The 23449-nt window shown below is 65.3% G+C and carries 18 protein-coding genes; 7 read left to right on the top strand and 11 right to left on the bottom strand.

Going from position 1 to position 23449, the window contains the following annotated elements; translation table 11 throughout:
- The first annotated feature begins 87 nt into the window (after window positions 1–87).
- On the top strand, window positions 88–978 hold the full coding sequence (locus tag NU1_RS27010) for an STAS domain-containing protein (RefSeq protein ID WP_067525624.1): 891 nt from the start codon (window positions 88–90) through the stop codon (window positions 976–978).
- A 4-nt stretch (window positions 979–982) separates the two neighbouring features.
- On the opposite strand, the gene NU1_RS27005 is transcribed toward NU1_RS27010, so the two are convergent.
- Both NU1_RS27005 and NU1_RS27000 read right to left on the bottom strand, forming a co-directional pair.
- The gene (locus NU1_RS27005) at window positions 983–1984 is read right to left on the bottom strand and encodes a DNA polymerase domain-containing protein (protein ID WP_067525622.1); all 1002 of its coding nucleotides are present in this window, start codon (window positions 1982–1984) and stop codon (window positions 983–985) included.
- Window positions 1985–2009: 25 nt separating this feature from the next.
- Window positions 2010–2918 carry an AraC family transcriptional regulator gene (locus tag NU1_RS27000; RefSeq protein WP_067525621.1) on the bottom strand — a complete coding sequence of 303 codons (909 nt, stop codon included), beginning with the start codon at window positions 2916–2918 and terminating at the stop codon, window positions 2010–2012.
- A 73-nt stretch (window positions 2919–2991) separates the two neighbouring features.
- Here NU1_RS27000 and NU1_RS26995 point away from each other — a divergent pair, with 73 nt between their 5' ends.
- Window positions 2992–3690: a class I SAM-dependent methyltransferase gene (locus NU1_RS26995; RefSeq protein WP_084521838.1), complete on the top strand. Its 699-nt coding sequence runs from the start codon at window positions 2992–2994 to the stop codon at window positions 3688–3690.
- 257 nt (window positions 3691–3947) lie between these two features.
- Here the strand turns inward: NU1_RS26995 and fadD32 are convergent, their stop codons facing one another.
- The 5 genes from fadD32 to NU1_RS26970 form a co-directional block, all read right to left on the bottom strand.
- Complete coding sequence (gene fadD32 / locus NU1_RS26990; protein WP_157553117.1) at window positions 3948–5816, bottom strand: long-chain-fatty-acid--AMP ligase FadD32; 1869 nt, start codon at window positions 5814–5816, stop codon at window positions 3948–3950.
- Window positions 5817–5918: 102 nt separating this feature from the next.
- Window positions 5919–7169 carry a KasA/KasB family beta-ketoacyl-ACP synthase gene (locus NU1_RS26985; protein ID WP_067525617.1) on the bottom strand — a complete coding sequence of 417 codons (1251 nt, stop codon included), beginning with the start codon at window positions 7167–7169 and terminating at the stop codon, window positions 5919–5921.
- Between the two features lie 326 nt (window positions 7170–7495).
- Window positions 7496–8329 (bottom strand): DUF72 domain-containing protein, encoded by an 834-nt coding sequence (locus NU1_RS26980; protein ID WP_067525615.1) that lies wholly within the window; start codon window positions 8327–8329, stop codon window positions 7496–7498.
- A gap of 38 nt (window positions 8330–8367) precedes the next feature.
- Window positions 8368–9876 carry a glycerol kinase GlpK gene (glpK, locus tag NU1_RS26975; protein ID WP_067525613.1) on the bottom strand — a complete coding sequence of 503 codons (1509 nt, stop codon included), beginning with the start codon at window positions 9874–9876 and terminating at the stop codon, window positions 8368–8370.
- Window positions 9873–10655 carry an IclR family transcriptional regulator gene (locus NU1_RS26970; protein WP_067525611.1) on the bottom strand — a complete coding sequence of 261 codons (783 nt, stop codon included), beginning with the start codon at window positions 10653–10655 and terminating at the stop codon, window positions 9873–9875. The genes glpK (NU1_RS26975) and NU1_RS26970 overlap by 4 nt, the downstream gene beginning before the upstream one ends.
- A gap of 196 nt (window positions 10656–10851) precedes the next feature.
- Here NU1_RS26970 and glpK (NU1_RS26965) point away from each other — a divergent pair, with 196 nt between their 5' ends.
- From glpK (NU1_RS26965) to NU1_RS26955, 3 genes are all read left to right on the top strand, one after another.
- The gene (glpK, locus tag NU1_RS26965; protein ID WP_067525609.1) at window positions 10852–12372 is read left to right on the top strand and encodes a glycerol kinase GlpK; all 1521 of its coding nucleotides are present in this window, start codon (window positions 10852–10854) and stop codon (window positions 12370–12372) included.
- A 45-nt stretch (window positions 12373–12417) separates the two neighbouring features.
- Window positions 12418–14103, top strand: coding sequence for a glycerol-3-phosphate dehydrogenase (glpD, locus tag NU1_RS26960; protein WP_067525607.1), 1686 nt, complete (start codon window positions 12418–12420; stop codon window positions 14101–14103).
- A gap of 111 nt (window positions 14104–14214) precedes the next feature.
- Complete coding sequence (locus NU1_RS26955) at window positions 14215–15033, top strand: MIP/aquaporin family protein (protein ID WP_067525605.1); 819 nt, start codon at window positions 14215–14217, stop codon at window positions 15031–15033.
- A gap of 41 nt (window positions 15034–15074) precedes the next feature.
- On the opposite strand, the gene NU1_RS26950 is transcribed toward NU1_RS26955, so the two are convergent.
- Complete coding sequence (locus NU1_RS26950; RefSeq protein ID WP_157553082.1) at window positions 15075–15323, bottom strand: hypothetical protein; 249 nt, start codon at window positions 15321–15323, stop codon at window positions 15075–15077.
- A 518-nt stretch (window positions 15324–15841) separates the two neighbouring features.
- Between NU1_RS26950 and NU1_RS26945 the strand changes: the two genes are divergently transcribed.
- The gene (locus NU1_RS26945) at window positions 15842–19186 is read left to right on the top strand and encodes an ATP-binding protein (RefSeq protein ID WP_084521837.1); all 3345 of its coding nucleotides are present in this window, start codon (window positions 15842–15844) and stop codon (window positions 19184–19186) included.
- A gap of 282 nt (window positions 19187–19468) precedes the next feature.
- Here NU1_RS26945 and NU1_RS26940 read toward each other — a convergent pair whose 3' ends face one another.
- From NU1_RS26940 to NU1_RS26930, 3 genes are all read right to left on the bottom strand, one after another.
- Complete coding sequence (locus NU1_RS26940) at window positions 19469–19804, bottom strand: histone-like nucleoid-structuring protein Lsr2 (RefSeq protein WP_067525599.1); 336 nt, start codon at window positions 19802–19804, stop codon at window positions 19469–19471.
- Window positions 19805–19961: 157 nt separating this feature from the next.
- Window positions 19962–20492, bottom strand: coding sequence for an Rv3235 family protein (locus NU1_RS26935; RefSeq protein WP_157553079.1), 531 nt, complete (start codon window positions 20490–20492; stop codon window positions 19962–19964).
- Window positions 20493–20821: 329 nt separating this feature from the next.
- The gene (locus tag NU1_RS26930) at window positions 20822–22324 is read right to left on the bottom strand and encodes a flavin-containing monooxygenase (protein ID WP_067525595.1); all 1503 of its coding nucleotides are present in this window, start codon (window positions 22322–22324) and stop codon (window positions 20822–20824) included.
- A 70-nt stretch (window positions 22325–22394) separates the two neighbouring features.
- On the opposite strand from NU1_RS26930, the gene NU1_RS26925 reads away from it, so the two are divergent.
- Window positions 22395–23417: an AraC family transcriptional regulator gene (locus tag NU1_RS26925; protein ID WP_067525780.1), complete on the top strand. Its 1023-nt coding sequence runs from the start codon at window positions 22395–22397 to the stop codon at window positions 23415–23417.
- Window positions 23418–23449: the final 32 nt, after the last annotated feature.

Below are 23449 nucleotides of genomic sequence, written 5' to 3'. Positions count from 1 at the left end.
CGACTAGGCTTCGCGCTGTCCGGCGCAAACCCCACCCAAGTCCACCCGTTGCTCCCGTGAGGCACCGATGGTCGATCGGAGATTCGAATGACGCGCAGCACGGTCGGGGGTGTCGACGAACCCGCCGGTGCGAGCGAATCTGCCACCGCGGGTCTGCTCTCCGAACTGGTCGAGCACCTGCGCCAGAATCGCACCGTCCTGCGGGAGGAATGGGCCCGGCGCATTACCGACGCCCGCCTGCTCACCGCCATGACCCCCGATGAGATCTTCTCCGAGGCCACCTCCGTCTACGACAACTACGTCGAGGTCCTCGAAACCGGCAGTGTCGAGGCGCTGCAGGCCTACGCGCGCGATCTGTCCGAGCGCATTATTCCCAGAGGCGTCGAAACCGACGAGGTGCTCGGTATCGTGCTGCTGCTGCGAGATGTGTTGGCGCGTTCGCTGTTCGAGAAGTACCAGTCCGACTTCGACCTGCTGAATCTGGTGCTCGACGTCTACGAACCGGCGGCGAACCGCATTGCCAATACGGTGGGCGTCTCCTTCGTCGAAGAACGTGAACGCATCATCCGCCAGCAGCAGGAAGCCATTCGCGAACTCTCCACCCCGGTTCTCCAGGTCCGTGAACAGCTGCTGATCCTCCCCATTATCGGTGTCCTCGACGGCCAACGGGCCCGCCAGCTCACCGAACAGCTGCTGCGCGCCATCCGCGGCAATCGCGCCAAGGTGGTCGTCATCGACATCACCGGTGTACCGACCATCGACTCCACCGTGGCCAACCACCTGGTGCAGACGGTGGACGCCTCCGGGCTGATGGGTGCGAGCGTCATCATTACCGGCCTGTCCTCGGAAATCGCGCTGACCCTGGTGGCCATCGGTCTGGACCTGTCGAAGATGAACGCCGTCGGCGATCTCCAGGGCGGTATCGAGGAGGCGGAGCGGCTGCTCGGCTACGAGGTCAGTCGCACCAGCGACAGCTGACGGTTCAGCTTTCCGGCCGCTGTTCGGCTCCACGCTTGGCCCGCGCGCGGCGTTTACCCTCGTGCATGGCCTGGACACGGGCCACCGGAATGGTGTGCCCCTCCTCCAGTAGATCTGCCGGAAGTTGTTGCGGCGCAGGCATATTCTCGACCCAGGGATCACTGTCGCGCAGCGCCTTCGGCGCGGTGTGGATGGTGAAGTCGCGGGGGTGGATAGCGGCGAGATCCGACCATGCCACCGGGAACGAGACCGCCGCGCCCGGACGGATACGGGGACTGTAGACCGACGCCACCGTCGCGCCGCCCGCTCGGGTGGAATCGAGAAAGACCTTGCCGTCGCGGTCTTCTCGAATGAATGCGGTGGTGGCCAGCGCCGGATCGAGACGCTCGGCACGGGCGGCTATGGCTCGGGTGGCCGCTGCCGCGTCCTCGATGGGCAGGCCGGGCCGGATGGGGACGAAGATGTGAATCCCCTTGGAGCCGCTGGTTTTCACGGCTCCGGACAGGCCATCGGCATCCAGTGCCGCGTGGATCAGTTCGGCGGCGCGGACGACCTGTTGGAAGTCCTGGCCCTCCGGTGGATCGAGATCGAGGATGAGGTGGGTCTGACCCACGGTGTGATCGACCGGAATCAGCGTGGCGTGGTATTCGATGGCACGTTGATTGCCGAACCACAGCAGGGTGCGGATATCGTCGCAGAGGGCGTAGGTGATCTCGCGTTTCGAAGCATCCGCCCAGACGGCGGTGCGCTGTACGAAGTCCGGGGTGTATTTCGGCAGGTTCTTCTGCATGAACGGCTCTTGGCCCGGGCGGACCCGGATCACCGAGAGTGGTCGGTCGTGGAGCTGCCCGATCATGCGGTCGCCGACGAATTCGAGGTAGTCGATGAGATCTCGTTTGGTGGCGTCCGCGCCGTCGAACAGCGGGGCGTCGAGATTGGTCAACCGCACGCCCTGCCGGGATTCCTCGGTGCCCTTCGATCCCTGGGTGCCCGTCGCCTTGGCCATCGTCTCAGCGTAACGACTACCACCGTCAAGCGGCGGTCACTCGATCCCGCCAAGCCCGCGGCGGCATCCCGTTCGCGCGGCGGAACACCCGGGTGAAGTAACCGGGATCGAGCATGCCGACATGGCGGGCGACCTCGGTAATGGATAGCTCCGAGCCGGTCAGCAGGCGGCGCGCCTCGGTCATGCGGCGTTCGGTGATCCAGTCCTGGACGGTGCGGCCGGTGCGGCGCCGGACCAGAGTGGTGAGGTAGGCGGGAGTCAGACCGACCGTGCGGGCGACGTCGCTCAGGGACAGTTGTTCACCGAAGCGCTGTTCGATGACGTCGAAGACCTCCGCGAGAACGGCTTCGTTGCTGCGGCGCAGATCGCCCACCACATCGGCGGCCAGGCGCGCGACATCCACCAGCAGCAGCGTGAGGTGAGCGGCGGCGGCCTGGCGGTAACCCGCATGGCGCGAAGATAATTCGTCCTCGATGGCGTCGATCGTGGTCTCCCATACCGGCCGTCGTTGGGCTGGCACCTGAAGTCGCAGCAGCCCACCGGGATTGCCGTGCAGGAAGGGGAACAGCAGAGGATGGGCATTCCAGGCGGGCCGCGGTATGCGGCCGTCGTCGCCGAGCGCCGCGGGGTCGAAGAACAATCCGCACACGTTCGCGAAAGTGGAGGTGGCCGAACCGTCCACCACCTGCCCCGGCGCGATCACGTACACCTCGCCCGCGCGCACCTCGAGGTTGCGACGCCCGGCGCGCAGCACACCGCCGTCGTCGTAGACGTAGAGCAGTACCGGGAAATCGTGAATGTGCGGGCGACCGTGCGCGGTCTGAGTGTCGAGGGTGAACCGCGTGACCGACAGCGGCGGGGCGGCCGGGTCGGACCAGTACCGGTAAACCGGCACGCCGGACTCGTACCGTACCGGACGCACATACTCGGGCATATATCCAAAGATAGTCCTACTACTGCCGAGAATCGACCAATTCTCACGGCAAATTAGCTCGCATCATAGACCTATGACGAAAAATCATCCCGACACCCACACGCACACCCACGACGCCGCCCGCGCCATGGGCAACCACCACGACTACCTCCCGGCCGCCGGGCGCGACGGACTGCTGCCGTTCTACGACCTGCTCACCCGAGCGCTCGGAGTTCGCGGGATCCACCAGACCCTCCTCCGCAATGCCGCACTGACACCCGGCGCGCGCGTACTCGAAATCGGCAGCGGCACCGGCAATCTCACTATTATGGCCAAGGAAACCCAACCGGCGATCGAGATCACCGGCACCGATCCGGATCCGCGCGCTCTGGCCCGTGCCGAACGGAAGGCGAAGGGCCGCACCGGCATCCACTTCGAACGCGCTTACGCCCAGGAGCTGCCACTGCCCGACGGCAGCGTCGACCGAGTGCTCTCGGCCTTCATGCTGCACCATCTGCCCACCGACGTGAAACCCCTCGCCGCCGCCGAGGTGCTGCGCGTGCTGCGGCCGGGTGGCGAGCTCCACCTGGTCGATGTCGGCGGGCAGATGACCGAGGCCGACGGATTCGCCGCGCGCCGCATGCTGAAGGGCGGCCACCTCGCCGACAACCTCGGCGACCGGATTCCACGCCTGCTGCGCGAGGCCGGATTCGATTGCGAGGAAGTCGATTCGCGAGTGCACCGACGGATCGGTCGGGTCACCTTTTACCGGGCGACGCGACCGGCCTCCTGAGGTTCGCCGCGTGGATGTCGCCCGCCGTCCGTCATCGCGGCGTGTTCGCAGTCATCCCGGCGTGTTTGCCCCTCATCCCGGCGCGTTCACCCGTCATCCCGGCCGTGTTTGGCCGGGGATCCGCTACTCGGTGGCGATGGATTCCGGCCAAAAGCACGCCGGAATGACGGGGGTTGACGGGTTGGCGGGGGATGACGGGGGTGAGGCAGCAGGCTCTGCCCGGGTCGGATTCGACTCGGGCAGAGCCTGGTTCGACCTCAGTCGGCGGCGTCCGGGAACGCCTTCTGCTGGTAGCCGCCGCGCAGGGTGCCTTCCAGATAGGCGGCCCGGCAGGCGCGTCGCGCGATCTTGCCGCTGGAGGTGCGCGGGATCGAGCCCGCGGGCACCAGCAGCAGGTCCCGGACCGTCACGCCGTGGCGCTTGGCAATCGCCGCGCGCACCACATCGGCAATGGGCTGCGGATCCAATTTCGCCGCACCGGTACCACGTTCGGCCACCACGACCAGCGCCTCGGCGGTGTCGTCGCGATCGACCTCGACCTCTTCGGGCAGCTGATTGGCCGGAACCGAGAACGCGGCGATGAAACCCGGCCGCAGCGCGGTGCTCGCTTCCTGCGCCGAATACTCCAGATCCTGCGGGTAGTGATTGCGCCCGTCCACAATGACGAGATCCTTGACCCGGCCGGTGATGTAGAGTTCGTGGTCCAGGTAGGCCCCGAAATCACCGGTGCGCATCCACTTCGCGTCGGGTGCGGTGCCGTCGGCATGGCTGCCGATGGACTGGCGGGCGGTCAGCGTGTTCTCGAAGGTCGCGACGGATTCCTCCGGGCGGCCCCAGTAGCCGATACCCATATTCTGGCCGTGCAGCCAGATTTCGCCGACCTCGCCGTCCGGGCGTTCCTTACCCGTCTCCGGATCGACGATCACCGCCCACTGCGACAGCGCCACGTAACCGCAGGACACCTGGGCCACAGCGTTTTCCGCATCGGGCTCGACCGGAGTCATACGCCCGGCATTGAGCTCGCCGCGATCGACGTGGATGGTGCGGGCCTCGTCTTCGCGCTTGGTCGCCGAGACGAACAGCGTCGCCTCCGCCATGCCGTAGCAGGGCTTGATCGCGGTGGACGGCAGGCCATATGGGGCGAAGGCGTCGTTGAACTTCTTCATCGACGCCGGAGATACCGGTTCACTACCGTTGATCAGGCCGATCACATTGGAGAGATCGAGCTCCTCACCCGGCTTGGGCAGACCGCGCAGTGCGGCATGTTCATAGGCGAAATTCGGTGCGGCCGCGAAGATATCGGCACCGTCCTCCTGCGCCGCCAACTCCTTGATCCAACGGTAGGGGCGGCGCACGAACGCACTCGGCGACATGATGGTGATGAACTTGCCGCCGATGGTCGGCAGAATCACCGTCAGCAGCCCCATATCGTGGAACAGCGGCAGCCAGGTGACGCCGCGCGCGTTCGCGGTGATCCCGATCGTATCGATCACCTGCAGCAGGTTCGTGCCGACGGCCCGGTGGGTGATCTCCACGCCCGCGGGGGTGCGGGTGGAACCGGATGTGTACTGCAGGTACGCGATACTGTCGATATCGAGTTCCGGGCGCACCCAGCTGGCACCGACGGTATCCGGAATCGCTTCCACCGCAATGATGCGGGGGCGCTGCGCCGCCGGGAGCTTACGGAACAGCTCCCGCACGCTCGCCGCCGCCGACCCGACCGTGAGGATGGCCGCCGGCTGGCAGTCGCCGAGCACCGCGTACAGCCGATCCGAATGTCCGTGTTCGTCCGGATCGAACAGTGGCACAGCGATATTGCCCGCGTACACGGCGGCGAACATCCCGACGATGTAGTCGAGGCCCTGGGGCGCGAGTATCGCCACTCGATCCCCCGGCTGCGTCACCTGCTGCAGCCGGGCCGCCACCGCACGCAATCGGATGCCGAACTGCCGCCAGGTGAGCTCGAGGTGCTCGCCGTCGCGTTCGCGTGAATAGTCGATGTAGCGATAGGCGAGTTCATCCTGATTCGCCTCGCTGTGTTTGTCGACTATGTCGATCAGGGTCTGGTTACCTGTGATCTTGATATTGCCTTGCTCATCAAGATAGTCATCGAAGGTCTCGCCGATCATTCCCTATCCTTTTTCAACGCACACCACGTGCAGTGACACCGAACAAAGATCGACACACCAAAGCTGGGGAAGAGTAGCAGGTGTGGCGAGCGGCGACGGTCAGTACCGACCGAATGCCAGGGCGACGTTGTGGCCGCCGAAACCGAAAGAGTTGTTGATCGCGTAGTCGATTCGTCCCATTCGTGCCTGTCCCTTCACTACATCGAGATCGATTTCGGGGTCCTGATTGTCCAGATTCAAAGTGGGCGGGACGACTCCATCACGAATGCTCAGCACGGTAATCACCGATTCCAGTGCTCCCACGGCCCCGATGGAATGGCCCAGTGCGGATTTCGGCGCGTACACCGAGGCGTGCGTACCGATCGCCTTGTGGATGGCGTTCGTCTCCGCGTAGTCACCGATGGGCGTGGCGGTCGCATGCGCATTGATGTGCGTGACATCGTCTTTCGTGATGCCGGCGGTCTGCATCGCCCGAGTCATGGCGCGCGCCGCGCCGGTGCCCTCCGGATCGGGGGCGACCAGATGGAAACCGTCCGAGGTGATTCCGGCTCCCATGAGCCGCGCGTGGATGGTCGCACCGCGCGCCTTGGCGTGCTCCTCGGTCTCGATGACCATGAGGGCACCGGCCTCACCGAAGACGAAACCGTCACGCTCGGAGTCGAAGGGGCGGGAAGCCGCCTTCGGATCGTGGTTGCGCGTGCTCATGGCGCGCATCATGGTGAACGCGGCAATGGGCAACGCCTGAATGGAACCTTCGACACCACCGGTAACCACCATGTCGGCATCACCCATGACAACCATGCGCCAGGCATTCGCAATCGCCTCGGAACCGGACGAACAGGCTGAAACGGGCGTTGACACACCGCCCCTCGCGCCCAGCTCCAGTCCGACACAGGCGGCCGGACCATTCGGCATGACGCACTGCACCGTCAGCGGCGAGACCTTGCGGTAGCCGCCCTTGGAGAGCTTGTCGCGGGCCACGATCAGCGACTCCGCACCACCCAGGCCGGTGCCGATGGAGACGCCGAGGCGATCCTTGTCGACCTCGGGACTGCCCGCGTTGCGCCAGACCTCGCGGCCCAGCACGATGGCCATCTGCTCGACATAGGACAGCCGCTTCACCTCGGCCGGAGTGAGTGACGCACCAGGAGCGACCTTCAGGTGCCCGCCGATCTTCACGGGCAGCTCGAAGTCTTCGATGAAGGAATCCTCGAGGACGCCGATCCCGCTCTCGCCGTTCAGCAGACCCTTCCAGGTCGAGTCGATATCACTCGCGATCGAGGTGGTGGCGGCGAGACTGGTGACAACGATGGCGGGGAAGTCCCCACTACTGGAACCGAAATAACTCATCTTTCGCTCACTCTCCGTAGCAGCGCCTGGTCATTAGCCAAAACGCACCCGAATGCGGATGCGGTGGAGCGGGAAGCAGTGGTACCGAAAAACAGAATCATCGATGGTCGCCGCGCGACCGCCCCCATTATCCGGGGGTGGTCGGACTGGTTTCCCGGCGACACGCAGCGGCATCGTACTGCCGCCTCGACGACCCGAAACCCGTCTGGGACAGTAGCGGTCGCAGTGGGCCGACGTGAGTGAGGATGTGGACAGTGTTCGAGGTCATCGCCAACGGTAGGCGCGATGAGCACGAAAGGAACGAATCCTGGTGCGCGGCAACCAGTTCAGAACAGAGTCATGGATTCGGTGGGTGCGGGCTCGGGCAGTGCCGTCACTTCCGGCACCCGAGCCCGCACCTCTTCATGGAAGCGACGGGCGAGGAGCAGGGAACTCGCATTGTCCGGCGTGTGAATGAATACAGTCGGTGAGCGCCCCTCCCGCAGCCAGGCCGCGGTCACCTCCACCCACGGTTGCCATCCGGCGACGGTGCGGTCGGTGTCGTCGCGGCCGTGATAGCGGACGATCGGATATTCGGTCAATGCCCGGGTGCGCCGGGGCACCCGTGGTTTCTTCGAGCGGGCCTCGTACTCGGCGGCGCTGGTGGCCGCGCCCTCGAAAAGCACTGTCGTGTCGAATGGAATCCATTCCGCGCCGACCCCGGCCACAGCGCGCTCGAGTTGTTGCGCGGCGTATTCATCCTGGAAGAACGCCGGATGCCGCACCTCGACAGCCGATCGCCCGGGCAATGTTCGGAGCAACCGTGCCAATGCGCCGAGGTCGTTCGGGCCGAACGACGCGGGGAGCTGTACCCATAGTGCGTGCAGTCTCGGTCCCAAGGGTTCGACGGCATCCAGGAATGCGCGCAACTCCGCTTCCGCACCGTTCAATCTGCGCTCATGGGTGACGGTCTTGGGAACCTTGAGAATGAAGCGGAAATCGGGGCCGGTCTGCGTCGCCCATGACTCGACGGTTTTTCGCGCGGGGGTCGCATAGAAGGTGGTGTTGCCTTCCACCGCATTGCACCACTCGGCGTAGCCGCGCAGCCGTTCCGAGGCGATCGGCTGATACTCGCGCCACGCCGTGTGGGTCCACATCGCACATCCCACATGAAGCCGCATACCTATGACGTTAGCGTTCGAGATGGCCGCACAGAAATCTACCGTCTCCGGGACCGAAACCACCCGAACGTCAGCTCAACCGCCCGCCGCCAATTCTCGTACTCCTCTTCCCGCAACTCCGCATCCATCTTCGGAACCCACTGTGCGGCAACCCGCCAATTGCTCCGCAGCCCTTCCAGATCCGGCCAATACCCGACAGCCAATCCCGCTGCGTAAGCCGCCCCGAGAGACACAGTCTCGGAAATGATCGGGCGCTGCACCGGGATATCGAGCACATCGGAAACAATCTGCATGAGCAGATTGTCCGACGTCATTCCCCCTGCCACCCGCAACGATTCGGCACGCAACCCAGCATCGGCATTCATTGCCTCGACCACATCCCGCGTTTGCCAGGCGGTCGCCTCCAAAACGGCCCGCGCGATATGCCCCTTGGTGATATACGAGGTCAGACCGATCAGCAGCCCACGGGCATCACTGCGCCAGTGCGGCGCGTAGAGGCCGGAGAAGGCGGGCACCAAATAGCATCCGCCATTGTCTGCCACTGTCCGAGCGAGTGTTTCGATCTCGGGCGCGCTACCGATCAGACCGATATTGTCACGCACCCACTGCACCAGTGCGCCGGTAACCGCGATCGGCCCTTCCAGCGCGTAGACCGGCTCCGGACCGACCTGGTAGCCGATGGTGGTGAGCAGGCCGTGCCGAGAGCGCACCGGTTCCCGCCCGGTATTCATCATGAGGAAGCCACCGGTGCCATAGGTGCATTCGGTTTCCCCTGGCGCGAAGCAGGTTTGGCCGAAAAGCGCGGCGTGCTGGTCACCCAGGGCGGCCGCGATTCGTATGCCGGGCACGACCTTTCGAGCCGTTCCGAACGATCCGGTCGACGGTTCGATACGTGGCAGCATTGCCCCCGGAATGCCGAAGAACCGCAGGAGCTCCCCGTCCCACGCCAGCGTGTCGATATTCATCAGGAGTGTGCGACCGGCATTCGTCACGTCGGTGACGTGCTCACCACCGTCGGCGCCGCCGGTCAGGTTCCAGATGAGCCAGGTCTCCATGGTGCCGAACAGCACCTCACCCCGCTCGGCGCGACCGCGCAGCCCGGAGACATTGTCCAACAGCCAGCGCAGCCTGGGCGCGGCGAAGTAGGTAGCCAGGTGCAACCCGCACAGTTCCCGAACTCGTTCCGCGCCACCGTCTTCCGCCAGTTCTCGCACCAATTCCTCGGTGCGCACGTCCTGCCACACAATGGCCCGGCCGATGGGCGCACCGGTGCGCCGGTCCCAGACCACCGTGGTCTCACGCTGATTGGCGATCCCCACCGCCGCCAGCTGATCGACGCTGATCCCCGAATTCCGCAGCGCCGCAGGGACAATCCGCTCCAGGTTGCGCCAGATCTCGACGGCGTCCTGCTCGACCCAGCCCGGCCTCGGATAGTGCTGCTGATGCTCGCGCTGCGCCACCCCCGCCAACCGGGCGCGCTGGTCGAAAAGTATGCACCGGGTCGAGGTGGTGCCCTGGTCGATCGCCAGCACATATCGTTGCGTCATCCGTGGCTCCTGGGTTCGGGTGCCGCACCTAGATCCCGTGATACCTCGTGCGCAGCGTCTTGTACCTTGCCGACCAAGGCTTTTCGTGGACGCAGGTGCGTATCACAGAGTCGGTCGACCGGGCCGGAGATGCCGATCGCGCCGACCACCAGACCGCCGTGCGCCCGGATCGGCGCGGCGATGCCCGCCGTTCCGGTGTGGAACTCCTCTATCTCACCCGCCCAGCCGCTGTTTCGCACCTCGACGAGCGCTCGATTCAGCGCCGCTCGGTCGGTAATCGTGCGGTGGGTCGAGCCCAGCAACCCACCACCGCGCACCGCCGCCGCGAGTTCGGCGTCATAGGCGAGTAGGACCTTGCCCAGCGCGGTCGCGTGTGCGGGCAGCGCCTCCCCCACCGCCATCACCTGTTCAGTGTTGTCCGGCCGAAAGACGTGGTGCACCACCACGACATCGCCGTGTTGCGGCGCGGCGATGCGCACCGCCTCGCCACTGCGCGCTGCCAGCGCATCGGCCCAGTTGAGCGCGCGCGACCGCAGTTCGTTCGCGTCCAGGTACCCCGCGCCCAGCTGCCCCAGCGCCGCGCCCAGCCGATACTTGCCGGTCGCCGGATCCTGCTCGACGAACCCCACCCCCTGCAAGGTCCGCAGAATGCCGTGCGCCGTCGGCTTGGCCAACCCCAGCGCGGCCGCGATCTCCCCCACACCCAGCAGCCCGGAACCGCGCGCCAGGAGCCGGAGCACGGCCGCCGCGCGTTCTATCGACTGAATCGGACCAGGCACGTCACGAACCTAGCCGGTGATATTCGCCGCACGGTAGCGACACCGACGATCAGGATCGAGCAGATCGTTCGACATTGTCGAACGGCGCCCCTGTCGGCCTCGGTCAGCGGCTCGTAACGTCGGTGGCGAACGTGGCGGCGGTCGCGTTACCAGGGAAAACGGCGGGTTCAACGATGAGCCTTTCGAAAGGAACGCGATGAGCGAGTACATCGGAGCCATCGATCAGGGGACGACGAGCACCCGATTCATGGTGTTCGACCACGATGGCAACGAAGTTGCCCGCCACCAGCTCGAACATGAGCAGATCATGCCGCGGGCGGGCTGGGTGGAACACAATCCGGCCGAGATCTGGGAGCGCACCCGCACGGTCATCAAGACCGTCCTCACGTCCTCGAAGCTCAGCGCCGCCGATCTGGCCGCGGTCGGTATCACCAATCAGCGTGAGACCACCATCGTGTGGGATCGGCGCACCGGCCGCCCGTACTGCAATGCCATTGTCTGGCAGGACACCCGCACCGATCGGATTGCCGCCGACCTCGAGCGCGCGGGCCACGCCGACTGCATCCGCCACAAGACCGGACTACCACCCGCCACCTACTTCTCCGGCGGCAAGCTGAAGTGGATTCTCGACAATATCCCCGGCGTGCGTGCCGACGCCGAACGCGGTGACGCACTGTTCGGCACCCCGGACACCTGGCTGCTGTGGAATCTCACCGGCGGCATCAATGGCGGTGTGCACGTGACGGATCCGACCAATGCCAGCCGGACCATGCTGATGGATCTGGAAACCCTGGATTGGGACGATGAGCTGCTCGCGCTCTTCGGCGTCCCGCGCGCCATGCTGCCGACCATCGCGCCTTCGTCGAATCCGCAGGCATACGGGCACACCAATCCCGACGGCCCGTTCAAGGGCGCGGTGCCGTTGACCGGCATTCTCGGCGACCAGCAGGCCGCCACGGTCGGGCAGGTGTGTTTCCGACCGGGTGAGGCCAAGAATACCTACGGCACCGGGAATTTCCTGCTGCTCAACACCGGTTCCGATATTGTGCGGTCGCAGCACGGTCTACTGACCACCGTCGCCTACCAATTCGGGGACGACAAGCCGATTTACGCGCTGGAAGGCTCCATCGCGGTCACCGGATCGGCGGTGCAGTGGTTGCGCGACCAGCTCGGAATCATCGCGGGCGCGACCCAGAGCGAAATGCTGGCCGGCCAGGTACACGACACCGGCGGCGTGGTTTTCGTACCCGCCTTCTCCGGCCTGTTCGCGCCGTACTGGCGGTCGGACGCCCGCGGCATCATCATCGGGTTGTCGCGCTACAGCACCAACGCCCATATCGCAAGGGCCACACTGGAAGCCATCGGTTACCAGACTCGCGACGTGGTGCAGGCCATGGAGGCCGACTCCGGCGTCAAGCTGGATACGTTGCGCGTGGACGGCGGTATCACCGCCAACGAACTGTGTATGCAGTTGCAGTCCGACATCCTCGGCGTACCGGTATCGCGGCCCGTGGTACGGGAGACCACCGCGCTCGGCGCGGCCTACGCCGCCGGTCTGGCCGTCGGATTCTGGAGTGACCCGGACGAACTCGCGACCAACTGGCACGAGGACAAGCGCTGGGAGCCCACCTGGTCCGAGGCACAGCGCGAAAAAGGCTACGGCCGCTGGAAAAAGGCCGTCGCGCGCACGCTCGACTGGGTCGAGCTCGACGACTGACCTGTTGCGCCCGACCCCTAACGCTCAAACCCTTCGAACAAGGAGATGCCAGTGTCCGCACGATTGGATCGCGCCTACCGAGAAGATGCCATCGCACACCTCGAGGACACCGAGATCGATGTCCTCGTGGTCGGTGGCGGTATTGTCGGCGCCGGCGCGGCACTCGACGCCGCCGCGCGCGGCCTGAATGTCACCCTCGTCGAGGCCCGCGACTGGGCGGCCGGAACCTCCAGCCGCTCCAGCAAACTCATCCACGGTGGCCTGCGCTACCTCGAGCAGCTCGATTTCGCGCTGGTGCGCGAGGCGCTGAAAGAGCGTGGCCTGCTGCTGAATACGATCGCACCGCACCTGGTGCATCCGGTCTCGTTCCTGTTCCCGCTACAGCACCGTATCTGGGAGCGCGCCTACATCGGCGCGGGCGTAGCCCTGTACGACACCCTCGGCGGCGCCCGCGCGGTACCCATGCACAAGCACCTGTCCCGCACCGGCGCACTGGAATTGGCTCCGGCGCTCAAGGATGACGCCATGACCGGGGCGATCCGCTACTACGACGCCCAGGTCGACGACGCCCGCTACGTCATGATGCTGGCCCGCACCGCCGCCAAGCACGGCGCGACCGTCCTCACCCGCACCAGGGTGACCGGGCTGCTGCGCGAGGGAAAGCGCGTAATCGGTGCCACCGTTATGGATTTGGAGACCGGCCGGGAACACAATGTGCGTGCCCGCAGTGTTATCAGCGCGACCGGCGTATGGACCGACGAGATGAACAAGATGACCGGCGTGGACTTCCCGTTCCACGTGCGCATGTCCAAGGGCGTGCACATCATGGTTCCGCGCGAACGGCTCGATATGAGTACCGGCATCATCATGCGCACCGAGAAGAGTGTGCTGTTCGTGATTCCCTGGGAGCAGCACTGGATTATCGGCACCACCGATACCGATTGGTCCCTCGACAAGAACCACCCCTCGGCCACCCGCGCCGATGTGCGGTACATCCTCGATCACGTCAATACGCTGCTGAAGGAACCGCTCACCCAGGACGACATCGTCGGCACCTACGCGGGCCTGCGCCCGCTGCTGTCGGGTGCGTCGTCGGATACCTCGAAGCTGTCCCGTGAGCACGCGGTGGCCGAGCCGGTACCGGGTCTGTTCGTCATCGCGGGTGGCAAGTACACCACCTACCGCGTCATGGCCGCCGATGTGGTGAATGCCGCCGTGGCAGGTCTGGGCAGCGGAGTCGCCCCCTCGGTGACCGAGCACCTGCCGCTGCTGGGTGCGGCCGGATACCAGGAGATGTTGGATGACATCCCGGGCGTGGCGAACGATTCCGGCCTGCCCGTGGAACGCGTCGAACACCTGCTTCGTCGCTACGGCTCCACCGCCAATGACCTATTCGAGCTGATCGCCCGCGATCCCGAACTGCGCCAACCGATTCCGGGTGCTCCCGACTACATCGCGGCCGAGGCCGTCTACTCGGCCACCCATGAGGGCGCACTGCATCTCGACGACATCCTGACCCGTCGCACCCGAATTTCCATCGAGGTGTCCGACCGCGGACTGGAAGCCGCGGCGGCCATCGGCAAACTCGTCGCGCCGTACGTCGGCTGGGATGCGGATCGCACCGATGCGGAGATCAACCGCTACTACGACCGCGTCCACGCGGAGCTGGCCGCCAATGCGGCCGGCGATGACGAGGCCGCCAATGCCGCCCGCCTGGTGGCGGTCGGCTGACCTGAAACCGGCCCGTCGCCCGTGTGTTTCCACAAGTTTGCTAATTCAAAACCGTAGAGTCTGATTCGGGTTGGGGGCGCATCGCGCCCCCACGCGGATCGGAGGCTTCAAATGAACTTCGGGACCATATTCGTCAGCGAAGCCCTAGGTACCGGCATCCTGGTTCTACTGGGCGCGGGCGTGGTCGCTAATGTGTTGCTCGCCAAGTCGAAAGGCTTCGAAGGCGGCTGGCTACTGATCAACTTCGGCTGGGGACTCGGCGTCTTCGCGGGCGTCTACGCCGCCTACAAGACCGGCGGCCACCTCAATCCGGCGGTCACCATCGGCAACCTCTTCGCCGGAGTCGAGGAATACGCACCCGGCATCCCCGTGAACCTCACCAATACCCTCGCCTATCTCAGCGGCGAGTTGGTCGGCGCGTTCCTGGGCGCATGCCTGGCCTACCTCGCCTACAAGCGACACTTCGACGCCGAGACCGATGAGGAGAAGAAGCTCGGTGTCTTCGCCACCGTGCCCGCCATTCGCTCCTACACCTGGAACTTCGTCACCGAGGTCATCGCCACCTTCGTCCTGGTCTTCGTCATTGTCGCTTTCGGCCGGACCCCCAGCGGCCTCGGGCCGCTGGCCGCCGCCCTCCTGGTGGTCGGTATCGGCGCATCACTCGGCGGGCCCACCGGTTACGCCATCAATCCCGCCCGCGACCTCGGCCCCCGCATCGCCTACGCGCTGCTGCCCACCCAGCATTCCGCGGCGGTGCTCCCGGGGACCGTGTCCGCGAACCTCACCGTGGGCGTCGCCGGTAAGCACGAACGGCCCGAAAAGCCCGTCCGGCACCGGAAGAACCCCGACTGGTCCTATGCCTGGGTCCCGGTACTCGGCCCACTGCTCGGCGGCGCGCTCGCCGGTCTCGCGGCGCAGCTCTACCTATGAGCTAGCGCCCGGGACCCCCGACTTTCGCCTGATCGCCGTAACTACCGTTCGCCGGTCGGTCGTGCGGTCGGGAAGGCCACGGCCGCCATGCGGGCGGCGTAGGCGTCGCCGTGCACCAGGGCGAACGGCCCATAGTCGCGCACGTGGCCCTCGGTCCAGTCCCAGAGCGAGTTGGGGTCGACAGCGACGCCGCGCTGCAGAATCAGCCGCCAGCCGTCGCTGCGTCGCTCCCAGATATCGCCGTCTCGGTCCAGATAGAAACCCGCGATCTCGGGCTCCACCATGGGCATTGCCTCATCCCTGATCACTTCGCCCCCTGACAGCCACTCGAATCGAGTCAACATTCGCTACGACCTCCTCTGAATACTTCCCGTTGGAATTATTCTGCAGCGATCTTCCGATTCACTTCCAATCGGATTGCAGGGCGAGTCACGGAAAGAATGCGTTGCGAATTAACGATTCGCGCACGCTACGCATCATTTCACAAATTTCCGAACGTGTGACCCCCGTCATAGCCCCTGGCCTGGCGGGAAATGTCGACCAGGCCCCGATGCGACATGGATGCACACGTGTCTACGTGATTACTCGAGCAATCGTTTGGTGAGCGAACGATCGTATATGGCGCTAGTATCGGCATTCCAGTCGATCAGCGCTGATCACGGTCGGTTTTGCCACGATTTCCGCCGTTTTGAACAGACGTAACCATTCGGCAACTGTTCAGCATACTTTTGGCATCTTCGATTTGTGGGATGATAGTGCTCTTTTGAGGCGAACGACCAGTCCGCCTGGCCGCGCGAGGAGAGTATCGATGGCAGGACCACACGTGAGGGTGCTCGGTCCCCTGCACATGTCCATCGACGGACACGAGGTACCGCTCGGCACTCCGATGCAGCGTGCGGTCCTGGGACGCCTTATCGTGGCCCGCGGCCAGGCCGTCGGTACCGACCGCCTGATCGAGGATCTGTGGGCCGGGCAGCCGCCCCCCAAGGCGGCCACCGTGCTCCAGGTCCATATCCACAATCTGCGCCGACTCTTCGAACCCGACCGCCCTCGCCGCGCCCCCTCCCGATTCATCGTCTCGGAATCGAACGGCTACGCCCTCGATCTGCCACCGGAAGCCGTGGACGCCTGGCATTTCGAGGAACTGCTGCGCGCCCATCAGGAACTTCGTGGCGACGGCGACCAGCGCGCCGATCCCACCGAACGCAGCCACCTCCTGGAAAACGCCCTGGCCTGCTGGCACGGTCCGGCCCTGGAAGCATTCTCCGATACCGAATGGGCTGCCGCCGAAGCGAATCGGCTCACCGATCTGCGATTGACCGCCGCCGAACTCGACGCCCAGGCAAAACTGGACCTACAGCGGCCCGGCGATGTGGTCATCGAATTGCGGCAGCTGTTCGACGAACGACCCGGGCGCGAGGAAATCGTCAGACTGCTCGCCCTGGCCCAGTATCAACTCGGCCAACAATTGGAAGCACTGGCGACGATCCGACGGTGCCGCGAATTCCTCGCCGAGGAATTCGGCGTCGATCCCGGTCCGGCACTGCGGGGTCTGGAAACCGCGATACTCAACCATTCCACGGATCTGACAAAACCCGGCGGACTCCCGATCGTCGCGCCCACCACGTTCGATTCTCGAGGCGGCGACGAAACCCACGACCTCGGATCCGATTCCAGCACAGGCTATTCCGCGGAGCTGACGGAACTACTCGGTGTCGCCGAGGCCGCGCGTGGCGGACGGCTGCGGCTGGTCTGGGTGGCCGGTGAGGCCGGAATCGGCAAAACCGCCTTCGCGGAATCGGCTGTGGCACGGCTGAAGAGCGCCGGCTGGCGGGTCGCGGCCGGGGGCTGCCCGGAAGTGGACGGTGCACCGATGGCCTGGGTGTGGTCGGAGATCGTGACCGCGCTCGACCCCGGCACCACCCCCGAAACACTTACCGCCGCCGACCCATTCACGCTTTCGCGCACGGTTACCGCGCTGTGCGGTCACGCCGGAGCGCCGGTCGCACTACTGCTCGAAGACCTGCACCGCGCCGATACCGCGACGCTGCAGGTCCTGCGGCAGGTGGCCAACTGGCTGCGCGACGAACCGGTACTGATCGTGGCCACCCTGCGCCGCTCGGAGGCCGATCCCGGAACCCATTCCACCGCTGCGGCGCTGGCCCAGCACACCGCCGCCTGGCTGGAGCTCGGTGGCCTGGACCGGGCGGGCACGCGGGCGGCGGCACTGGCCGCCGGACTGCCGACGCTCGACGATGAGCAACTCGATGCGCTGTACCGGCGCACCGGCGGCAACCCCCTGTACGTCCGGGAGATGGCCCGGCTGCTGGCGGCCGACGGCAGCTCGACCACCGTCCCCGAATCCATTCGGGAACTCATCGACAGCCGGATCGCGCTGCTGCCCTGGGGCGTCACCGAAGTGCTGCAATCCATTTCGATCTGGGGCGACGGGGTCGAGCTGCTATTGCTCAGTCTGGTCTCCGGTCTGCCCGAGGACTCGCTCATCGATTTGGTGGCCGCGGCGGAGACGGCCGGGCTGGTGCGCACCGACCGTGCGGGACGTATCACCTTCGACCACTCCTTGATTCAGGACACCGTCTACTTCGGCATCCCCTCACTGCGGCGCGTGCGCATGCACTGGTCGGCGTTGGAGATTCTGGAGAAGCAAGCGCTGACCAATACCGGAATGCCGCCGGATCCGGAGGCACTGGCCCGGCACGCCATTCTCGGTGCGAGCGCCGAGACCGCTAGGCACGCAATCGAATATGTCCAGACCGCCGCCCGGCACTGCATGGATCGCGGTATGCGCGCCGATGCGGTACGACTGGTCCGGTCAGCCATCGAACTGCACGAACTGGCCGGGCACGACCGGCCGCATGCCGAGCACAGCGACCGCGTCGCACTGCTCGACGCGCGCTGCGCACTGGTCACCGCGCTGGCCTACAACGGGCGGCAACGCGACGGCCTGCTGGCCCGCGACGAGGCTCTCGACCTGGCCGAGCGCATAGGTGACGACCAGCTGGTGGCGCAGGCGCTGACCTGTTGGCGTGCGCCGGTGATCTGGCCGATTCGCGATTGGCGAGAACACAATCGACCGTTCCACGAGGCGCTGCGGCGGGTGCTGGCGACCACGACCGGCGAGATGCGCATTCGACTGATGATCGCGGCGGCGTTCGAAATCGATGTGCAGGATCGGGAGGCCCACCTGCGCTGGAGTCGCGAGGCACTGGAACTTGCCCGCACCCAGGGTGATCCCGAGTTGCTCTGCGCCGCCATCAATGTCGCGACCTATTTGGACTTCGACTACGGCGCCGAACATACCGCCCTGTGCACCGAACTCGCGACGGTCTCGGAGACAGCGGGATTCATCGAATATCAGGCGGTGGCCCACCATCTGCGCTTCCGCAGCGCCTTCGCCGCCGGTGATCTGCTCGAGGCCGACCGACAGGCGACCCTCGCCATCGAATACGCCGACGAGGGCCAACTACAGCCGCTGCTCGATATCGCCTGCTGCGCGTCCGCGAATATCGAGCTACTGCGCGGCGATATCGACCGGGCCGAAGAGCTCTTCGCTGAATTCCACGCTCGCATACGGCGTTCCGGGATGACCAATGCCGTTCTATCCGGGTTGATAGGCGGTCTCACGGTGGGCTGGGCACGCGGGGACCTATCGGGGATGGTGGACCAGATCGCGGAAGCCTATGCCGCACTACCCGATCTGATGGCGCACATCTATTCCGTCGCCCTGGTGCACGCCGGTAAACGTGAACTGGCACGCCAGGTGTACGACCAGGCGAAACCGCCGCGCGAGGGTATCTATCCGGTCATGATGTCGGTCTTTCGTGGCGCGTCCGCCATTCAATTCGACGATGACGACACCATTCGGGAAATGTACGAGTACCTGCTGCCGCACGCGGGCACCATTGTCGGGCTGGAGGCCGGAATCAGCGCCTACGGTCCGCTGGACGCGGTCCTCGCGAGCCTGGCCGTCGCCCTCGGCGACCACGATGCGGCCGTGGCTCATGCGGAACGAGCGCGGCGGCTACTCGAGCGCGCCCGCACCGAGTTGCGCGCGACACCGCAGTGGGAACCGCTCGCCGGCACCACCCAATTCGCCACCACCGCAACACTTCCCGATCGCGTCTCGGTCTGATCCGGACAAGATTCGGCTCCGGACGAGCTACCGGTCGGCCGAGTCGACGTTGCCCATCGGGTACGGGACGGCACTGTCCTCGCCCGCATTGCGGCGAATCAGGGAATCGTTGAATGCCTGCCTACCGGTTTTACCGGCCTATGGGCAAACGCGGCGGGCGGGCACGGCGAGATTGCTGTTGAACCATCGACGCCATATGTGGCATATAGCAGGCGCCGGTGACCGCTGAGCGGTTCACCGGCGCCTGCCGAAATTCATTAGTCCCGAATTACGGTCCCGTTTCTACTTCGCCTTGTGGTACGCCTCGACGATTTCCGCCGGGATGCGTCCACGCGACGACACCTGATGTCCCTGAGCGCGCGCCCATTCCCGGATCGCTGTGCTCTCCTCACGGTCGACCGCCGGACGGGTCTTACCGCCCACGGCCTTCCGCTTGGCCCGACCGACCTTGCGGGCCTTCTCGGTCCACGGCTCCAGCGCCCCGCGCAGCTTGCCGGCGTTCTTCAGCGACAGGTCGATCTCGTAGTCCATACCGTCCAGCGAGAAAAAGACGGTTTCGTCGGCCTTGGATTCGCCGTCGTAGTCGTCGACCAGGGTCACAGTGACTTTCTTCGCCATGGACTGCCCTTTCACGTTTTGATGCCGCTTATCGGCGAAAATATTATGCCCGTGACAGACAGAATTCAAACCAGCCACGAATCGAATTAGCGACTGTCAGGCAATTCGGCTATTACCGGCCGCTGGGTCGGGCTCGATCCGCGCTGAAACGAACCAGTCAGCGCACCCGGAATACGGTCATTCGCCAACCGCGACGGCCGCGCGTAATCCCGGCGGCCAGGGCGAAATGCCGGGGGCCGCGATCGTATCCGCCACATACCTCGGCCCTCGTCGAATCAACCATCACCACATCGATCCTGGTCAGTACCGCCGCACCGAGTTCGCGCCCCGGAACCAGCCGGGCACCGACCAAGGTTCGCACCGCTGCCACCACCGCGGCATCCGCGATCGTGGCGAGTTGCGCGGGCGGGCGACGACCGTCGAGCACCTCGAGGGCGACCTGCGCTGTCCGCCACGCGAATTTTCGTGCACCCGCGCACACTTCGACATCGATCGGGGCAATCTCGGGATGGGCGCCACGCGCCGGAAGTCGCGGTGCGACGGTCCCCACCCGCTCGGAGTCATTGCGTGCCACCCGGTTCCGGCACGGGGGCGGTGCGTGCGGTACCGGCAGCGCGTGTGCGCAGCACGGCCGCAAGGGCGGTTCCAGGTTCGGCGCGGGTGACAAGTACCGGCCTTGAAATGCCATTTACCCACTCCCTCAATTCACCGATCGATTCCCCACGATTCGATTTCGCCAGCATGACACGGCGAGTGGGTATGGCAAACCGGCTGCTCGCGGAGTGGGCGGCTACTTCCGGCGTGTCACATGGGGCGCGCCAAAACCGCGCGGATTCCAGCACCCGCTGTCGGAATAGCGGGGGCGGCGACCTTCGTCATTCCGGCGTGCTTTTGGCCGGAATCCACCTCTGATGTGTAGTGGATCCCGGCCAAAGCACGCCGGGATGACGGGGAGCGATTTACGACGCCCATATGTGGCACACGCCACACATACCTCTGGCAAGGGATAACCCCGCTTCACACCCGTTCGAACTGTCGTATCGGCAGCGGACGCAGGGACTTCCTCAGGTCGGTGCGCATGGTGGTAACCGAGTCGAGCAGATAGTTCTGCCGGACCGTCCACGGATGGCGGTCACCCTGGCGCGGGAAGTCACCGATGGAGCGCTGGATATAACCCGATGCCAGATCGAGCAGCGGACGTTCGGAGAGGTCGCGGTCGGGCTGGGGGACGACGGCCGGATAGCCGTTGCGGTCCATATAACCCAGGATCTTGCAGACCAGGCGAGAGGTGAGGTCGGCGCGCAGGGTCCACGAGGCATTGGTGTAGCCGATGCAGACCGCGAAATTGGGGACGCCCGTGAGCATGGTGCCCTGCCAGACGAATTGGTCGTTCAGCCGCACCGGCACACCGTCGACGTGCAGATCGATACCACCGAAGGCGAGCAATTGCAGTCCGGTGGCGGTGACCACGATATCGGCCGCCAACACCCGCCCCGATTTCAGTCGAATACCTTCGGGTACAAAGGTTTCGATGTGATCGGTGACCACCTCGGCCTTACCCTTGCGCATGGCTTTGAAGAAGTCTGCATCGGGTACCGCGCACAGGCGCTGATCCCATGGGTTATAGCTGGGCGTGAAGTGTTCGGCTACCTGCTTCTCGTCCTTCAGGATTCGTGTGGTCAGCCCGGTGAGTAGTTTGCGCGCGGCCTCCGGACGCCGACGGCAGTACTGGTAGAAGCCGATATTGAACAGAATGTTCTTGGTGCGGATCACCCGGTGCGCCAGTTTCTGCGGCAGCGTTTCGCGAATGCGATCGGCGATCTTGTCGCGGCCGGGCACAGCGGAGATCCAGGTGGGAGTGCGCTGCAACATGGTGACGCTCTCGGCCTGTTCGGCCATGGCTGGAACCAGGGTGACGGCGGTCGCGCCACTACCGATCACCACGACCTTCTTACCGGTGTAGTCGAGCTGCTCCGGCCAGAACTGCGGGTGCACGACCTGCCCACCGAAGGAGTCGATACCCGGGAACTCGGGACTGTGGCCGCGGTCGTAGTCGTAGTAACCGGAGCAGGAGTACAGGAAACCACAGGTGAGGTTGCGTGTTTCGACACCGGTTCCGGTGCGTTGCGTCAGCGTGAGTGTCCAGCGCGCGGTGGTGCTGTCCCATTCGGCGGCAATGACTTTGGTGCCGAAGCGAATGTGTCGGTCGATGCCGTTCTCGGTGGCCGTCGCACAGATGTACCGCAGAATGGACGGGCCGTCGGCAATGGATTTGGCGTCGCGCCACGGCTTGAAGGGGTAGCCGAGGGTGAACATATCGGAGTCGGAGCGAATACCCGGGTAGCGGAACAGATCCCAGGTACCGCCGAGGGAGTCGCGGGCCTCGAGGACAGCGTAGCTGCGGCCCGGATGCTCGGTCTGTAGTCGGTAGGCGGCGCCGATACCGGAAAGTCCCGCGCCGACGATCACGACATCGAGATGCTCAACCCGCTCGGCCGTGCCGATCTCCCGCTCGCTCATGAACTCCAGTCTGTCGCCGCCCCAGCCATCCTTCTTGACTCTGCACGACAAGTATTTGATTCTGTACGACATGTCGGTGATCAGATCCGCGGGACTGCGCGGCTTCCGTGCCACCGTGGCGGAGCTCGGTGGCAATGCCGAGGAATTCGCCACTGCCTGCGGCCTGCCGGTGGCCGCACTCGATACCGACGACCTCCTGGTATCGGACTTCGAGGTGGCGGCGGTACTGGAGCTGGCCGCACACCGATTGCGCTGCCCCGATCTGGGATTGCGCATTTCCCGCCGCCAAGACCTGGCCATGCTGGGTCCACTGGCGCTGGCCATCGCCAACTCCCCCACCCTCGCCGACGTCCTCGAGTGCACCTCGCGCTACCTGTTCGTCCACGCCCGCGCGCTGAGCCTCACCTTGGAGCCGGACCCCTACGGCGATCGCAGTGTGATCGCGCTGCGGTACGGCGGACCGCCCGGGATACCGAATCCGGTGCAGGGCACCGATCTGGGATTGGCATTCGTGCACCACACGATCCTGCAACGACTCGCGGAGGTGCGATACGGATTGCGTTCGGTGGAGCTGCCGTATCGACCAGCCGCGCCACTATCGGTCTACGAGGAATTCTTCGGTGCGCCGGTGCGGGTCGAACGCCCGGCCGCCCTGCTCCGGGTACCGAGCAGCCTTGCCACCCGGCCGCTTTCGGGTGGCGATGAGAATCTGCATCGGCTGGCCATGGCCTTCCTGGCCGAGCTGACCGGCGGAGAGAATGCGGAGGTCGCGCCCCGGGTTCGGGCCGCGGTACAACGCCTACTCGGCACCGCCGCCCCCGAAATAGGCGCGGTGGCACGCCTTTTGACGGTGCATCCGCGCACCCTGCAACGACGGTTGGCCGCGGAGGGCACCTCCTTCGCCACCATTCTCGATGAGGCGCGACGCGAGGAGGCGCGGCGCTACCTGACCACCACCGATATGCCGATGAGTCAGGTGGCCTCACTGATCGGACTGTCGGAACAGGCGACTTTCACACGCTGCGCACGCCGCTGGTGGCATGCGACGCCGACGGCGGTGCGGCGCAGTGGAAATCGTGGCCAGCGCGCATAGCAAGGTCAAACGATGGGTTTTACCAACACGGT

It is taken from the genome of Nocardia uniformis NBRC 13702 (genome assembly GCF_001613345.1).
GTDB lineage: Bacteria > Actinomycetota > Actinomycetes > Mycobacteriales > Mycobacteriaceae > Nocardia > Nocardia uniformis.
This window is presented reverse-complemented; position numbering and strand designations above follow the sequence as displayed.

Coding starts and splice junctions, on each gene's coding strand:
- NU1_RS26945 (WP_084521837.1), top strand. CDS start 15,842: ATGGCAGGACCACACGTGAGGGTGCTCGGTCCCCTGCACATGTCCATC.
- NU1_RS27000 (WP_067525621.1), bottom strand. CDS start 2,918: ATGCCCGAGTATGTGCGTCCGGTACGGTACGAGTCCGGCGTGCCGGTT.
- NU1_RS26940 (WP_067525599.1), bottom strand. CDS start 19,804: ATGGCGAAGAAAGTCACTGTGACCCTGGTCGACGACTACGACGGCGAA.
- NU1_RS26985 (WP_067525617.1), bottom strand. CDS start 7,169: ATGAGTTATTTCGGTTCCAGTAGTGGGGACTTCCCCGCCATCGTTGTC.
- NU1_RS26955 (WP_067525605.1), top strand. CDS start 14,215: ATGAACTTCGGGACCATATTCGTCAGCGAAGCCCTAGGTACCGGCATC.
- glpK (WP_067525609.1), top strand. CDS start 10,852: ATGAGCGAGTACATCGGAGCCATCGATCAGGGGACGACGAGCACCCGA.
- NU1_RS26980 (WP_067525615.1), bottom strand. CDS start 8,329: ATGCGGCTTCATGTGGGATGTGCGATGTGGACCCACACGGCGTGGCGC.
- NU1_RS27005 (WP_067525622.1), bottom strand. CDS start 1,984: ATGGCCAAGGCGACGGGCACCCAGGGATCGAAGGGCACCGAGGAATCC.
- NU1_RS27010 (WP_067525624.1), top strand. CDS start 88: ATGACGCGCAGCACGGTCGGGGGTGTCGACGAACCCGCCGGTGCGAGC.
- NU1_RS26930 (WP_067525595.1), bottom strand. CDS start 22,324: ATGAGCGAGCGGGAGATCGGCACGGCCGAGCGGGTTGAGCATCTCGAT.
- NU1_RS26950 (WP_157553082.1), bottom strand. CDS start 15,323: ATGCCCATGGTGGAGCCCGAGATCGCGGGTTTCTATCTGGACCGAGAC.
- glpK (WP_067525613.1), bottom strand. CDS start 9,876: ATGACGCAACGATATGTGCTGGCGATCGACCAGGGCACCACCTCGACC.
- NU1_RS26925 (WP_067525780.1), top strand. CDS start 22,395: ATGTCGGTGATCAGATCCGCGGGACTGCGCGGCTTCCGTGCCACCGTG.
- NU1_RS26995 (WP_084521838.1), top strand. CDS start 2,992: ATGACGAAAAATCATCCCGACACCCACACGCACACCCACGACGCCGCC.
- glpD (WP_067525607.1), top strand. CDS start 12,418: ATGCCAGTGTCCGCACGATTGGATCGCGCCTACCGAGAAGATGCCATC.
- NU1_RS26935 (WP_157553079.1), bottom strand. CDS start 20,492: ATGGCATTTCAAGGCCGGTACTTGTCACCCGCGCCGAACCTGGAACCG.